We start from the raw sequence: 14828 nt of genomic DNA, 5'->3' as shown, positions 1-14828 counted from the left end.
CAGTGGCTGTGGCCGGGGGGGATGCCGTCATCCGGCGACCAGTGCGACCACGGAGACGAGGACCAGTCCGATCAGGGACGCCAGCGTGGTGAGGAAGGTCATCGACCGGAGGGCGCCACTGGTGTTGACGCCGGTCAGGGACTGGAACATCCAGAAGAAGTTGCTGTTGAAGTGCACGGCGAAGACTGCTCCCGCCGCAATAGCCAGAGCGACGATGACCGGGTCCACGCCGGCGTCGGCGATGACGGGGCCGATGATTCCCGCGGCCGTGATCGCCGCGACGTTGATCGAGCCGATCGCGAGGTGGAGCACGGCGGCGATGAGCCAGGCGAGGAACACGGTCGCGATGGCACCGATCCCGCTCTCCGTGACGAACAGGGACTCCAGGACGTCGCTGAGGTCTGTGGCCCTGATCACCGCGGCAAGAGAGCCACCGAGGCCGGTGATGAGGAGGATGTTGCCGGTCGTGTCGAGTCCTCGCTCGATGGCCGATTCCGCGGTGGTGCGGCCGACGGTCCGGAGTGCGAGCAGGTAGGCGATGAGCAGGCCGAGGAACATCGCCAGCAGGGGCTGGCTCAGGAAGTCGATGAAGGCGTTCTCGAGTCCGGACGTGCGCGCCACGGCGCCACCGCCGACGAGGATGACGGGGATGAGGACGGGGATGATGGAGAGCCGCAGCGGGGGGAGGACGTCGGCGGACTGCTCGACGGCGTCGCGGGCCAGCTGTTCCTCGGCGAGCAGGGCGTCACTGGCGTGTTCGTCCCGTTCCGGGGACCACCATCCGTGCCGGAGCATCACCTGGTAGACGGTGAGCGTGAGGACCGAGATCAGCGGTGCGGCGATCACACCGAACAGCAGCATCGTGCTCAGCGGGATATCGAGAAGACCCGCAATCGACACGGCTCCCAGCCCGGGAACGACAAAGACCACACCCACCGGTATACCCACGACAAGTGCGCCGGCCATGAGACCGAGCCCGTTCCTGCCCAGGCGTTCTGCCGAGGATCTGGCCAGCGGTGCCGCGAGAACCATCTGGACGTCGGGGTAGATGGAGGGGAAGAAGAGGTTGAGCGAGACGGCCATGGCGTAGGGCAGTCGGCGGGGGCCGAAAATCCGGAACAGCAGCTGTACTGTGCGCTGCAGTGCCCCCATTGCGTTGAGCAGCGCCCCGATCAGCACTCCGAAGCCGATGAGCAGGCCGACGTTGACCATGAGGTCGCCGAATCCGTCGGCGATCGTCGTGACGGTGCCGGTCATGCCGAGTCCTGCGGCGATGCCCAGATACAGGGAACCGATCATCAGTGCGATGATCGGATTCACCTTGGTCCAGATGATGAGGGCGACGATCAACGCGATGGTGATCGAGGCATGGAGAACAATCACGGTTCCTCCTCCGGTTTCGGGTGCCGCTCTGCGGTGCGATCCTTAGGTATGCGCTTCGGTATACTTGAAGAGGGTACGTGAACGGTTTGGAGGAGACAATGACTTTTCGTGATCTACCTCACGGGGTGACGTCGACGGCGGAGCCGGTGGACGCCCCGCCAGGCCTCCGGAGACCACCTGGTCCAGATAGTCCCGGGAACTGTCCGGTCAGACGATCAGGTTCAGCAGCAGCACCACGAGCAGCGCAGAGACCGACAGGACCGTCTCCATCACCGACCAGGTCTTCAGGGTCTGGGGCACCGTCATACCGAAGTACTCCTTGACCAGCCAGAAACCGGCGTCGTTGACGTGGGAGAAGAACACTGACCCGGCGCCGATCGCCAGCACCAGCAGGGAGACCTCCACCGAGGGCATCCCCTCGGCGAGGGGAGCCATGATCCCTGCGGCGGTGACGGTCGCGACGGTCGCAGAACCGGTCGCCAGGCGGATGAACACCGCGACCAGCCAACCGGCGACCAGGGTGGAGACCGGCGCATCCTGCACCCAGCCCCCGATCACGTCGGCGACACCGGTGTCCACCAGTGTCTGCTTGAAACCTCCGCCGGCACCGACGATCAGGATCACCCCGGCGATGGGGCCGAAGGACGCCCCGACCGTGTCAGAGACCTCCTTGGCGGTGCGGCCCTGGAGAAGACCCAGCAGGGTCATTCCGACCAGTACGGTGGCCAGCAGTGCGACGATCGGCTCGCCGAGGAACTCGAAGGTCTTGTAGACGACGGAGTTCTCGTCCACCTGTGTCGACTCGACGACGGTGCGCGAGAGCATCATCACCACCGGCAGCAGGACCACGGTCAGCCCGCGGGCGACGGAGGGCCGGGGCCGGTCGGTACCGTCACCGGTGGTGCCGGCGGTGTCCCCGGCCGCTGCCGGAGGGGCGGAGATCGGCACGTACTTCGCCATGATCTTCGCGGACAACGGACCGGAGACGATCACCACGGGGATCGACACCAGCAGCCCCAGTGCCAGGGTCAGGCCGAGGTTCGCCCCCAGGGCGTCCACCGCGATGAGGGGACCGGGGTGCGGCGGGACCAGGGCGTGGAGGGCGGACAGTCCGGCGAGTGCGGGAATGCCCAGCAGGATCAGGGGCAGCCGGGACCGCCGTGCGGCCAGGATGACCACCGGGATGAGCAGGACGATCCCGACCTCGAAGAACAGCGGGATGCCGAGCAGCATCGCCAGCCCGGCGATGACCCACGGGCGCAGGGCAGGTGAGGTGTGGTCGAGGAAGGCGTCCACGATCGCGTCAGCGGCCCCGGAGGTGACGAGGAACTGTCCGATGATCGCGCCGAGGGCGATGAGGACGCCGACATCACCGACAGTGCCACCGAATCCGGAGGAGAAGGAGCTGAAGGTCTCCACCAGGGGAATACCGGCGACGACGGCGAGCGCCGCTGAGCCGAGCATGAGGGACAGGAAAGGATGGATCTTCGCCCAGACGATCAGGACGATGATCAGCGCGATGCCGATGACCGCGGACATCACGAGGCGGGAATCGGAGGCGGAGGTGACGACCTCCGTCTCCGCCGCCAGGAGCGCGGTCATGCCGGAACTCCGCCGGTGAGGTCACCGGAGACCCCGGTGCCGGGGACTGCCGGGGGCAGTCCCGCGGCGGCGAGGACCTCGGCGACGAGGGTCTCCGGGTCGACCGTGGCGTCCAGGGTGAGGCCGTTCTCGTCCCCGGTCAGCGGTTCGAGTGTGTCCAGCTGACTGTCGAGCAGGGACGCGGGCATGAAATGTCCGCTGCGGTCGTTCAGGCGTTCAAGGAGGACCGGTGCGGGCGCGTCCAGTTCGACGAACAGGACCCTGCCGTCGTGGACACCGTCGGCCTCGCGGAGGACATCCCGGTAGCTGTGCCTGAGTGCGGAGCAGGTGACCACACTGGACTCCCCGGATTCGGCGTGGGCGACCATCCAGTCGGCGAGACTGTGCAGCCAGGGCCAGCGGTCTTCGTCGGTGAGGGGATGCCCGGAGGCCATCTTCTGCTTGTTGGATTCCGGGTGGAAGTCATCGGCTTCGGCGTAGGGGAAGCCGGTGACCTCGGCAAGACGCTCAGCGAGGGTGGTTTTCCCGCTCGCGCTCACCCCCATGATCACGAGGTGAACGGGCTGTGAACTGTCGGTCGGTTTCGAGGGCATAAGGCAGACCATACCGACCTGACGGTCACGGGAACAGAGGACGGGCCGGACGTGTCAGGCACCGCCGTCGGAGCAGGTCCGACGTCCTTCCCCGACCCCGGCCTACTGTTCCACGGCGTGCCGGGACTGCTCGGCCCTGCGGTCGGCCAGACTCGCCCTGCCCACCGCCACCGCGCCGGCCGTCCTCAGACGGGCGACGGTGTCGAGGACGGTGTCGGCGACATCCTCGGGATGACCGGAGGCGTCGACGACGGCACCGAACTCGTCGTCGTCCAGGGGCTCGACGGAGGCGAGCTGGGAGTCGAGGACGGAGACCGGGACGATGTGGTCGGGGCGGTTGGCCAGACGTTCGACCAGCACGTCGCGCGGAGCACTGAGCTCGATGACGAGAAGGCGGGTGGCGTCCTCCCCGGAAAGCTCGGAGAGGCTCTCCGCCTCGCGGAGCAGGTCCCGGTTCTCCCGGCTCAGGGGAGGGCAGGTCACGATCGCGGAAGTGCCGGACAGGGCGCGGTCGGCGATCCAGTCGCGCATCCGGTGCAGGACCGGTGTGAAGTCGGCACTGCAGAGATCCTGGCCGGTGGCCAGCTTGCGTCGGTTGGTGGCGGGATGGAAGTCGTCGGCGCTGACGACAGGCATTCCCGTGACCCGGGAGAGATATTCGGCGACACCGGTTTTCCCGGTACCGCAGACACCCGTGAGAACAACATGCACAGGCGGGAACTTCGAAGACATGAGACAGCACCATACGCGGCGTTCGATGCCGAAGACAGTCGGCAGGACAGCGGTGCCCGACAGGCCGGCACGACAGCCCGGCACGACGGGTCGGGCGGTCGTAGGATGACTCCCTGTGAACTCCCCCCGCACCCGCAGCACCCGGCCCGCCACCGCGCGGTCACTGACGGCCGCGGCGTACATCTTCGCCGTCGTGATGATGGGGACGACCCTGCCCACCCCGCTGTATCCGACGATGTCGGCCGCCTTCGGATTCGGGTCGGCGGCGACAACTGTGCTCTTCGCCGTCTACGCCGTGGGCGTCGTCGCCGGACTCGTGATCTTCGGGGGCCTCTCCGACACCCTCGGCAGACGCCCTGTCCTCGCCCTCGCCCTCGGTCTGTCCGTGCTCTCCGCACTGCTGTTCCTGGTGGCCGGGCTGCCCGCCGCAGGTTCCGGGGCGGAGGCCACGGGCGGGACCGCCGCAGGACTGGTCCTGATGTACCTCGGCCGGATCCTGTCCGGCTTCGCCGCCGGGATATTCACCGGGACGGGGACGGTGACGGTCATGGAGAACGCTCCGGAAGGACGCGCCACCCTGGCCGCCGCGGTGTCCACCGCAGCGAACATCGGCGGCCTGGGTCTGGGCGTCCTCGTCGCCGGGTGCGTCGCCGCTGTCGTGGACCGCCCGCTGGTCTGGCCGTTCGTCGTCCACGCCCTCATGCTCGCGGTGGCGGTGCTGCTGCTGCCCGGTGTGCGCGACCGGGTGGAACGTGGCGGAGGTGGCCACGTCGGTGTCCACGTCGGTGTCCACGTCGGCCGGTACGGGGGATGGCTGCCCCGGCCGCGGGTGCCGGCCGTTCCCGCCCCGGTGCGCGGACTGTTCGTCGCCGCAGTCCCCGGGGTGGTCGCAGGCTACACGGTGTGCGGTGTCTTCTCCTCGCTTGCACCGACCTTCATGACCCACGACCTGGGAATCAGTTCCCCCGCGACGGTGGCGACGGTGACCGCGGCCCTGTTCCTCGCCTCGGCCGGCGCCCAGATCCTGTTGCGCGGCTGGTCCGACCGGACTCTGACCGTGCTCGGACTGGTGCTGATCACCGTCTGCTCGGTGACCGTCATCGTGGCTCTCGCAGTCGACAGTCTGGCCCTGCTGATCGTGGCGTCGGTGTGCGGTGGTGTGGGCCAGGGGCTGACCTTCATGACGGGGCTGCGGGCGATGACCTCCCGGGTACCCGCAGGACAGAGAACTGCGGTGACGACCTCCTACTTCATCGTCGGCTACCTGGCGCTGGCGGTGCCCGCGATGTTGGCGGGGTTCCTCACCATTCCCCTGGGCCTGGTGGGTTCGACGACGGTGTTCTCGGTGGTCACCGTCGTACTGTCTCTGGTGGGACTGGGACTGTCCAGACGGTACTGACCGGCGCCTGACCGGTGGCCGGACAGTCTCCCGGCACAGCTCTGCCGCCCCACGGTTTCGCGTACAAAGGACCACATGAGCGACGGCACCCTCCACAATGAACCGGCCACCGGCACCGGCGGCTTCGACGTCACAGGCCTCACCCTGGAGCAGCGGGCCTCCCTCGGGTCCGGCCGGGACTTCTGGACCACCCGTGAGATCGCCGCGACAGCGACGACCCCCGGTGTCCCCTCGATCACCATGACTGACGGGCCCCACGGCCTGCGCCGGCAGGACGGGGCCACCGACCATCTCGGAATCGCCGGGGCGGTACCGGCGACATGTTTCCCTCCCGCCGCCTGTCTGTCGCAGAGCTGGGACCCCGACCTCGTCTCCCGCGTTGCCGCGGCGATCGCCGACGAGGCACTCGCAGCCGACGTCCAGGTGGTCCTCGGCCCCGGCATCAACATCAAACGGTCCCCGCTGGGCGGGCGCAACTTCGAGTACTACTCCGAGGACCCGCACCTCTCCGGCGTCCTCGGCAGTGCCTGGGTGACAGGACTCCAGGGTCGCGGGGTCGGAGCCAGTGTCAAACACTTCGCCCTGAACAACCAGGAGACCGACCGGATGCGTGTCAGCTCCGACGTCGACGAACGCCCCCTCCACGAGGTCTACCTGCGCGCCTTCCGGCGGGTCGTCGAGGACGCCGAACCCGCCACCGTCATGTGTTCCTACAACGCGGTCAACGGTGTTCCGGTGCGGCACAGCCGTGAACTCCTCACCGACATCCTGCGCACCGAATGGGGGTTCACGGGCGCGGTCGTCTCCGACTGGGGTGCCGTCGGCGGCCGGGTCGAATCCGTCCGGGCGGGACTGGACCTGCAGATGCCCGCCGACGGCGGCACCGCCGACGCAGAGGTCGTCGCCGCGGTACAGGCCGGGGACCTCGACGAGGACGCGGTCACCACCGCGGCGTCGCGGGTCGCGGCCATCGCCGCCCGCTACCACCGGGAACACGACAGTGCTGTCGCAGAAGGCAGGGTGACCCCGGGAGACCAGGGCTGGGGTGCACACCATGAGCTGGCACGGGAGGCCGCGGCGTCCTCGGTTGTCCTGCTCAGCAACAGGGAAGTTGACGGACGCCACCTGCTCCCCCTCGACCTGTCCGGAGTGACCGGCTCCGTCGCGGTCATCGGCGTCTTCGCCGACCAGCCCCGCTACCAGGGCGGCGGCAGTTCCCACGTCAACCCGACCAGGGTGGTTTCCGTGCTGGACGCCGTCCGCGACACCTGGGACGTCCCCGTGACCTACGCCCCCGGGTTCACCGTCGACGGTTCCGGCCGGGACGCCACACTCGTCGCCGAGGCCGTGCAGAACGCCGCGTCGGCGGACGCCGCGGTCGTGTTCCTCGGTCTCGCCGCAGACCAGGAGTCCGAAGGCTTCGACCGCACCGGTGTCGACCTTCCTGAGGAGCAGCTCCACCTCCTTGAGGCGGTGGCGGCCGTCCAGAACCGGGTCGTGGTGGTCCTGTCCCACGGGGGAGAGCTGGCACTGCGTCCGGTACTCGACCACGCGGGAGCGGTGCTGGACGCCAACCTCGCCGGTCAGGCGGGCGGGGCAGCGGTCGCCGACATTCTCTCCGGCCGTGTCTCCCCGTCAGGCAAGACCACCTCAACCTCTCCTCTCCGACTACGGGACACCCCCTCCTACCTCGACTTCCCGGGAGAACACGGTCATGTGCGCTATTCGGAGGGGCTGCACGTGGGGTACAGGTGGTACGACGCCCGTGAACTGTCCGTCGCCGTCCCGTTCGGGCACGGTCTGAGCTACACCACCTTCGGCTATGACGGGGTCACCGCCCACGTGGACGGTGACGTGGACGGTGACGGTGCAGGCGGGGCTGTCACGGTGACTGTCACGGTGACCAACACCGGTCACCGTCGGGGACGCGAGATCGTGCAGGTGTACGCCGAAGTCCCGGACTCTGCGGTGCAGAGGGTGCCCCGTGCTCTTGTCGGGTTCGGCACCGTCACCCTCGACCCCGGTGACAGTGCTGAACTGGAGATCCACGTCGACCCGCGTGACCTCGAGTACCGGGACACCAGGCTGCACCGGTGGGTGCTGGAGTCGGGTCGTTATGTCTTCCACGTCGGTGCCAGCAGTCGTGACCTGCGAGGACGTGCAGAGGTGGTGCTGGAGGGCAATGCCCCTGACGTACCGCTGACCCTCGATTCCACGGTGGCGGAGGCGCTCGAGTACCCGGCGGTGGCGGAGATGATCGGACGCGCCCTCGGCGGCATGACCGGGCAGACCGCCGATGAGAGCCCCGTCGACCAGGGGTCGGGTACGGCGTCGGACGCCGGGTCGGGTACGGCGTCGGACGCCGGGTCGATGGGGGTGGGGCTGGCCGATCTGCTCGGTGGCGTCCCCCTGGAGCGGCTCATCGCGCTCTCCGGCGGCAAGGTCACCCGGGAAGACCTGCAGAAACTGTTGGACGCCGCCGGTACCCGCTGAGCCGGCGCTGAGCCGGCCGGGAGTATCGATGAGCCGGCCCGGAGTGTCCGCTCAGCAGGCCCGGAGTATCACGGCACTGCCCTGACCTCCGCCCCCACAGATCCCGGCGGCACCGAGGGAATCCCTGCCGACGGCGGCGAGCTGTCGGGCGAGCGTGCCGACGATGCGGACGCCGGAAGCGCCCAGTGGGTGGCCCAGTGCGATCGCACCACCGTGACGGTTGACTGTCGCAGGGTCCACTCCCAGTTCGCGGGTCGAGTGCACGGCGACGGCGGCGAAGGCCTCGTTGATCTCCACCGCCCGGAGATCCTCCGGTGAGGCGGACAGCCTGCCGAGCGCGACAGAGATGGCGTGGGCGGGCTGGGAGTGGAGCTGCACGTCCGGTCCGGCCACGAATGCCGTGGACTCGATCCGGGCGATGACTGTCAGTCCGAACTCATGGACGGCGGTGGAGCTGGCGATCACCAGGGCCGCCGCACCGTCGGAGATCTGCGAGCTGTTTCCGGCGGTGATGGTGCCCCGGTCCCGGTCGAAGGCCGGCCGGAGGACAGCGAGACGCCCGGTGGTGGTGTCCGGCCGTACCCCGTCATCGGAGGAGACAACGGTGAAACCCTTCCGTGAGTTGACGGTGAACGGGGCGATCTCCCCGGCGAGGAAGGATCCGGAGGCCGCCGCCCGGGAATGGGAGCCGGCGGCGAAGGCGTCCTGCTCCTCCCTGGTCAGCCCCAGTTTCCCGTTCCCCTTCTCGGTGAGGACGCCCATCCCGGTGTGCTCGAATGCATCGGTGAGGGCGTCATGGTCGAGCGTGTCGACCAGCTGGCCGTCGCCGTACCGTACCCCGCTGCGCAGCCGGACCGCGTGCGGTGCCTGTGACATGGACTCCTGGCCGACGGCGAGGACGATGTCCGCCTCGCCGGTGGCGATGAGCCGGGCGGCCTGGGCGACAGCCTCAGCACCGGACAGGCAGACGGCGTTGAGAGTGACGGCGGGGACGGTCATCGGGACACCCGCACCCACGGCGGTCTGGCGGGCGGGATTCTGGCCCGCCCCACCCTGGAGAACCTGTCCGACGACCGTGATGTCCACCCGGTCGGGGGAGACTCCGGCTCGGGCCAGTGCGGCCACGGCCGCGTGGGCGCCCAGCTCGGTCGCCGGGACGCCGGCGAGCTGCCCGTTGAAACGGGCGAAGGGGGTCCTGGCGTAGCCCACTATCGAGGCGGTCGCGGTCATCGGTTCTCCCGGATCGTCGAGCCGTCCGGAGACGACAGGGTGGGTGAGATGTCGTAGTCGGCGCCGGTGAGCCGCCGGATCTCGGACTCGTCCACGCCTGGTGCGGTCCGGACGAGAACCAGCCGGTGGTCGATGATGTCGAAGACCGCCCGGTCGGTGATGATCCTGTCGACGACGCCGACCCCGGTGAGCGGCAGTGAGCACCTCTCGACGATCTTCGGGCCGCCGTCCCTGGTGACATGGTCGGTGATGACGATGACCCGGGGTGTGCCGGCGACCAGGTCCATGGCACCTCCCATTCCCTTGACCATCTTCCCGGGGATCGTCCAGTTGGCGAGGTCACCGTTGGCGGCGACCTCCATCGCCCCGAGAATGGCGGTGTGGATGTGACCGCCCCGGATCATGTCGAAGGACAGCCCTGAATCGAAGACGGAGGCTCCTTCTGCCAGTGTCACCGTCGCCTTCCCCGCGTTGATGAGGTCGGCGTCCTCCTCACCGTCGTACGGGAGAGGGCCCATCCCGAGGATGCCGTTCTCGCTCTGGAGGTGGACGCTGACACCGTCGGGGAGGTTGTCGGCCACCAGCGTGGGGATTCCGATGCCCAGGTTCACGTACTGGCCGTCGGTGAGCTCAGCCGCGGCTATCGCAGCCATCTCGTCGCGTGTCCACATGATCTATCCTCTCTGACCTGCAGTTGCCGGGGCGGGTTCTGTCGTACTGCCGGGCCGGGGTCTCACGGTGCGTTTCTCGATGAACTTCTCCGTCCTGGCCGGCCGGTACAGCCGGTCGACGAAGACGCCCGGAGTGTCGATACGTTCCGGGTCGAGGAACCCGTCGCTGAGAACCTCGACTTCGGCGACAGTGGTTCTTCCGCAGGTGGCCACCAGAGGGTTGAAGTTTTTCGCGGTGAGCCGGTACCGGAGGTTTCCTTCGCGGTCTCCGGTGTGGGCGTGGACGAGTGCCAGGTCGGCGACGATCGCGCGTTCCAGGATCACCCGCTGGCCGTCGAACTCCGCCTCCTCCTTGCCGTCGGCGACGGCGGTGCCGACACCGGTGGGGGTGTAGAACGCGGGGATGCCGGCTCCTCCGGCGCGGATCCGGGCGGCGAGCGTTCCCTGGGGTACGAACTCGACCTCCACGTCGCCGGCGAGGTACTTCTCGGCGAAGATGCGGGATTCTCCGACATAGGAGCCCAGCACCTTCCGGACCTGGTTGTTCTCGAGGAGGATGCTCAGTCCGCGACCGTCCACGCCCATGTTGTTGGAGATGATGGTCAGGTCTTTCACTCCCGTGTCACGCAGTGCTGTGACGAGGTCGAAGGGGACGCCGCAGAGTCCGAAACCGCCGACTGCCACACTCATCCCGTCCCGGACGAGATCTTTGAGGGCCTCTGCCGGGCCCGAAACGGTCTTTGCCACCGCTGCTCCTCAGTTGTTCATCATATGGTCGTCATGCTCTCCGTCGGCTGGACTGCCGCCGGTCGGTATCTGCACTGTATGAGGAGCCGTACGGCAGTTCAACGCATTTTTCTGGATCGGCGGTGATTGCTCTCATGGTGGAGAACGTATGGGGTAGTGTCCGTAATGTGGACACATCACAGAGTGGGAAAGCTACACGGACATCACTGTCCGGCCGGCCCGGCCGGCCCGGCCGGCCCGGCGGCACCCAGGTCGTGGCCAGGGTGGCGGGTATCCTCCGTATCGTCAGCCAGATGATGCCGGAGGGTGCCGCCACCGGTGAGATCGCCGCACGGGCCGGACTGACCCGCCCTACGGCGCACCGCCTCCTCAGCTCCCTGACCACCGAGGGGCTCATCGACCGTGACCCGGGGTCGGGACGGTGGATGCTCGGCCCCGAGATCTTCCTGATGGGCACGGTCGCCGCCGACCGGTACGACGTGTCCCGACTGGCCGGGGAACACGTCAGCGCACTCGCCCGGGAAACCGGTGAAAGCGCGTTCTTCTCAGCCAGGAGAGGAGACGAAACAGTCTGTCTGCTCCGGGAGGACGGCAGCTTCCCGGTCCGCTCCTTCGTCCTTCACGAAGGACGCCGCTTCCCTCTCGGCGTCGCCTCGGCAGGGCTCGCGATCCTGGCGTTCATGCCGGACGCCGCGGTTGACCGTTATCTGGACCAGGCGGAACTTCACCGCGACTACGGGGAGAGCCACTCCCCGGGACAGATACGTGAGAGGATCGCCGAGACCAGGAGATCGGGCTATGCGGTGAACCCGGGGCTGATCGTGGAGGGAAGCTGGGGCATGGGCGCGGCGGTCTTCGCGTCCGGTGGTCAGCCGTCCTGGGCGCTGAGCCTCACCGGGATCGAGCACCGGTTCGCAGCCGGCAGACGCCGCCACCTCGGTGCTCTGCTCCTGGACCATGCCCACCAGCTGTCGCAGCGGCTCAGCCAGAGTTGACGGTGTGGCGTGGGGAGAGTGCCCGGGAAGGCGGCGTGCGGGGCGGTCCGGACGTGTTCGACTGTTCGACAAGTTCGCCGAGGTCGCGGGCGCGTCTCACGCAGGCCTTCCGGCTGGACACGTCCAGGGCACGGTAGAGATTCCGGAGATACCACTTCACCGTGTTGACGCCGAGATACAGCCGGTCAGCGATCTCCCGGTTGGTGAAGCCGGCGTCCACCAGACGGAGAATGTCCTTCTCCCGGGAGTTGAGAGGACGCCGTTCCGGTGGTTCTTTCGCTGTAGAAGCGGGTATGTCCGGGGCGCAGGGAGCGTCGGAGGCACCGGTTGCTGACGGTGAGCTTTCGAGATGAGACGGCGCCGGTTGGTCACCGGCAGGCAGTCCGACCGGGAGTTCGGCGGAGAGGCTGGTGAGGACGAGGTGCACGGGTCCACCCCCGTCGACCAGTGACTGGGGGAGACCGCTGCGCCTGCAGTCTTCGACCACGTCCCGAAGGGTGCTTTCCGCCCGCTTCCGAGCCCCGCGGGCAGCCAGAGCTCCGGCGAGCAGAATCCGGTCGCGCATCGCCTGGAAGTCATTTCCCCGGCCTTCGTCCGCGGCGATCAGCGAGCGGGCTCGTCGGGTCAGGTCCTCCTCGTCGGGCACCGGTCTGGAGTGCATGGCCAACGCCAGGTCCAGGCGGACCGTCTCCTCGGAGAAGAAGGCCCGTTCACGCGCAGAGGCGCCGGGAGGAAGTACCGGTCGGGTCACCTCCAGACCGAGGCGGGCCCGGACGGTCAGCATCCTCGACCATAAACGGACGAGAGACAGGGTACGTCCGGCCTGCTCACCCTGTTCCAACAGGAGTTCCGCGCCGTCCGCGTCTCCCCGTCCGGCGCGGATGAATGTCAGTGACTCATAGACCGGCACCATGAAGTCCACGACACCGGCCCGCTGCCCGATACGCAACGATTCCTCGAGTTCCTCCTCCGCAAGGTCAAGCTTCCCCATCTGGTAATGAAGTTTTCCCAGGAGGCCCAGTGCCAGCCGCGCGGCGTGGGAGTGCCTGCCCGAGCGCTCGCTGGCGGCCGAGAGTGCGCACTCCCAGTGATGTCTCGTCGTCGGGATGTCGAGTCGGCGTAGAGCCGCCAGGCCGGCGTAACACTCCCCGTACACCTCGCTGAAGCTCCCCTTGACCTTGCGGTGGTAAGTCCGCGCCCACCGCTGGAGTTCGGTGGCTCTGTCTCCCCTGCCGCGGTCGATCTCGTTGAATGTCCGCACGTTCGCGGCGACGGAGACTGTCCACGGGTCCAGGTCGTCCGCCACGTCAAGTATCTCGGGCTGGAGGTGGTCGTCGTCGGATACCCGGTCACGGTACATTTCCAGGCATTCCCGGATAACCCGGGCATCGCGGGTCAGAAGAAAGCGTTCGGTGTCGTCCGGGAGACGGTCTGACATGACGGCGTGTTCCAGACGGACCAGAGAGTTGTTGGCCTCATCGGGAAAGTGCAGCAGGCAGTACGCCCACGCCACGGACCGGAGCAGCCACGGATGATCGGTGACCGAGTCATCAGGGAGTTTGTCGACGAGAGACAGCAGCGTCGCCATCCGGGAGTGTTCGACGAGGAGCAGAGATTCCTTTTCCACTGCATCGACAGCGAACTCCGTTTCGCCGGCCAACAGTGCATGGTCGACGGCTGGAGCGAGCATCGAGTGCTCGTGGAACCAGTGCGCGGCACGGGAGTGGAGGTCCGTCATCGTGTCGGGAAGCGTCCGCCGGAGACGACGGCGCAGATAGGTGCCGAAGAGATGGTGGTAGCGGTACCACTCCCCGACGTCGTCGAGCCGCTGCAGAAACAGATCTCCGGACAGCACCTCCTCGAGCAGTGTGCCGGCGTCGTCGCGCCCGGTCAGATGTGACGCGAGGTCCGGGCTTATCCGGGATACGACGGAGGTACGCATCAGGAAGTCGAGTAGTCCGGGATCCAGGAGGTCGAGGACGTTCTCTGCCAGGTATTCCCCGATACCGTTCTGACGGGTGGGAAGCTCTCCGAGCAACGCGGGAAGATCTGGATTGCGGGTCAGGGACAGGGAAGTGAGTTGAAGTGCGGCGATCCAGCCTTCGGTCCTGTTGTAGAGGGCGGTCAGTTCAGCGTGGCTGAGAGGGAGCCCCTTGATGTCGGTGAGGAACTGCCGTGTCTCCCGGTGGTCGAAACGGAGAATCTGGGCGTCGATCTCCACCAGCTGGTCCCGGACCCGGAGCCTGGTAAGGGGGAGACCGGCCGGTGTCCGGCTGGTCACAATGAAACCGAGCTGGTCACCGGAGTAGTTCACCATCCTCGTCAAAATGTGTCGTGTGCGCTCGTCGGTGACGAGGTGCCAGTCGTCGAGGAACAGGATCGTCCGTCCCTCGGAACGGTGCACCCAGTTGATGAGGAGGGGAACCAGATAGCGCTCGGCGTCTTCCGGACGGTCTTCGAGGATCTGCAGCATGTCCACGGTGTCGCCGGGAAGGACGTGGCTGAGGCATTCGGTCAGGTGGCTGAGAAACCACAGCGCGCTGTTGTCGTCTTCGTCGAGGGACAGCCAGGCGGTACGGATGTCCCGGTTGGACAGGGTCGTCTTCCACTGCGCGGCCAGAGTCGACTTCCCGAAACCGGCGGGACCGTGAATCAGAGTCAACCGGCGTTCCGTGACCGCTTCGAGGAGCCTGTCTATCCGGGGTCGCCCGACCCATCGTCCCACGGGGGTCGGCGCCTGGAACCTGGTGGAGGTACTCGGGGGAATGAGGTTCATCGGGGTGTCCTTCCTGCACAGGACATGTTTCTAGAGAATGATCTGGGTCACACTGTACATACTTTCGAGATATAAATCACTATCCCACCCTCTGGCTACCCGTCTCCACCACCCGGGGTGGTCCTGCTCCGGACCACCCGCTGAACCCTTGTTTCACCGTCAAACCCGTCCGTAGCTTCTGGAGTACGTGCTGACCGCAGTCCACCG

At 67.5% G+C, this 14828-nt stretch carries 11 protein-coding genes; 3 read left to right on the top strand and 8 right to left on the bottom strand.

The annotated features are described in order from the left end of the window. Window positions 1-27: 27 nt before the first annotated feature. From BN3906_RS05470 to BN3906_RS05455, 4 genes are all read right to left on the bottom strand, one after another. A complete protein-coding gene (locus tag BN3906_RS05470; RefSeq protein WP_066585145.1) occupies window positions 28-1383 on the bottom strand; it encodes a GntP family permease in 1356 nt (451 codons plus the stop codon). Between the two features lie 207 nt (window positions 1384-1590). After that, window positions 1591-2985, bottom strand: coding sequence for a GntP family permease (locus BN3906_RS05465; protein ID WP_066585144.1), 1395 nt, complete (start codon window positions 2983-2985; stop codon window positions 1591-1593). After that, window positions 2982-3578: a gluconokinase gene (locus tag BN3906_RS05460; protein ID WP_066585138.1), complete on the bottom strand. Its 597-nt coding sequence runs from the start codon at window positions 3576-3578 to the stop codon at window positions 2982-2984. Before BN3906_RS05460 ends, BN3906_RS05465 begins: the two co-directional genes overlap by 4 nt. A 102-nt stretch (window positions 3579-3680) precedes the next feature. After that, window positions 3681-4310 carry a gluconokinase gene (locus tag BN3906_RS05455; protein WP_066586167.1) on the bottom strand — a complete coding sequence of 210 codons (630 nt, stop codon included), beginning with the start codon at window positions 4308-4310 and terminating at the stop codon, window positions 3681-3683. A gap of 115 nt (window positions 4311-4425) precedes the next feature. Here BN3906_RS05455 and BN3906_RS05450 point away from each other — a divergent pair, with 115 nt between their 5' ends. After that, a complete protein-coding gene (locus BN3906_RS05450) occupies window positions 4426-5709 on the top strand; it encodes an MFS transporter (RefSeq protein ID WP_066585135.1) in 1284 nt (427 codons plus the stop codon). Window positions 5710-5784: 75 nt separating this feature from the next. Continuing rightward, window positions 5785-8202 carry a glycoside hydrolase family 3 C-terminal domain-containing protein gene (locus tag BN3906_RS05445; RefSeq protein WP_078057145.1) on the top strand — a complete coding sequence of 806 codons (2418 nt, stop codon included), beginning with the start codon at window positions 5785-5787 and terminating at the stop codon, window positions 8200-8202. A gap of 51 nt (window positions 8203-8253) precedes the next feature. Here BN3906_RS05445 and BN3906_RS05440 read toward each other — a convergent pair whose 3' ends face one another. The 3 genes from BN3906_RS05440 to BN3906_RS05430 are packed head-to-tail and all read right to left on the bottom strand — an operon-like array spanning window position 8254 to window position 10850. Continuing rightward, entirely contained in the window at window positions 8254-9432 is a 1179-nt protein-coding gene (locus tag BN3906_RS05440) for an acetyl-CoA C-acyltransferase (RefSeq protein ID WP_066585132.1), read from the bottom strand. Beyond that, window positions 9429-10103 (bottom strand): 3-oxoacid CoA-transferase subunit B, encoded by a 675-nt coding sequence (locus BN3906_RS05435; protein WP_187119891.1) that lies wholly within the window; start codon window positions 10101-10103, stop codon window positions 9429-9431. Before BN3906_RS05435 ends, BN3906_RS05440 begins: the two co-directional genes overlap by 4 nt. Before the next feature lie 3 nt (window positions 10104-10106). Beyond that, window positions 10107-10850, bottom strand: a complete 744-nt coding sequence (locus tag BN3906_RS05430; RefSeq protein WP_078057144.1) for a CoA transferase subunit A — start codon at window positions 10848-10850, stop codon at window positions 10107-10109. A 167-nt stretch (window positions 10851-11017) separates the two neighbouring features. Here BN3906_RS05430 and BN3906_RS05425 point away from each other — a divergent pair, with 167 nt between their 5' ends. Beyond that, window positions 11018-11845 (top strand): IclR family transcriptional regulator, encoded by an 828-nt coding sequence (locus BN3906_RS05425; RefSeq protein WP_390620319.1) that lies wholly within the window; start codon window positions 11018-11020, stop codon window positions 11843-11845. On the opposite strand, the gene BN3906_RS05420 is transcribed toward BN3906_RS05425, so the two are convergent. Beyond that, window positions 11832-14621 carry a winged helix-turn-helix domain-containing protein gene (locus BN3906_RS05420; RefSeq protein ID WP_066585127.1) on the bottom strand — a complete coding sequence of 930 codons (2790 nt, stop codon included), beginning with the start codon at window positions 14619-14621 and terminating at the stop codon, window positions 11832-11834. The two genes, BN3906_RS05425 and BN3906_RS05420, sit on opposite strands and share 14 nt — an antisense overlap. Between the last annotated feature and the right edge of the window lie 207 nt (window positions 14622-14828).

Source organism: Corynebacterium provencense (assembly GCA_900049755.1).
Taxonomy (GTDB): domain Bacteria; phylum Actinomycetota; class Actinomycetes; order Mycobacteriales; family Mycobacteriaceae; genus Corynebacterium; species Corynebacterium neomassiliense.
Note: the sequence above shows the minus strand (reverse complement) of the source record. Positions and strands in the feature narration are given on the sequence as shown.

Coding starts and splice junctions, on each gene's coding strand:
- BN3906_RS05445 (WP_078057145.1), top strand. CDS start 5,785: ATGAGCGACGGCACCCTCCACAATGAACCGGCCACCGGCACCGGCGGC.
- BN3906_RS05420 (WP_066585127.1), bottom strand. CDS start 14,621: ATGAACCTCATTCCCCCGAGTACCTCCACCAGGTTCCAGGCGCCGACC.
- BN3906_RS05440 (WP_066585132.1), bottom strand. CDS start 9,432: ATGACCGCGACCGCCTCGATAGTGGGCTACGCCAGGACCCCCTTCGCC.
- BN3906_RS05435 (WP_187119891.1), bottom strand. CDS start 10,103: ATGTGGACACGCGACGAGATGGCTGCGATAGCCGCGGCTGAGCTCACC.
- BN3906_RS05455 (WP_066586167.1), bottom strand. CDS start 4,310: ATGTCTTCGAAGTTCCCGCCTGTGCATGTTGTTCTCACGGGTGTCTGC.
- BN3906_RS05460 (WP_066585138.1), bottom strand. CDS start 3,578: ATGCCCTCGAAACCGACCGACAGTTCACAGCCCGTTCACCTCGTGATC.
- BN3906_RS05465 (WP_066585144.1), bottom strand. CDS start 2,985: ATGACCGCGCTCCTGGCGGCGGAGACGGAGGTCGTCACCTCCGCCTCC.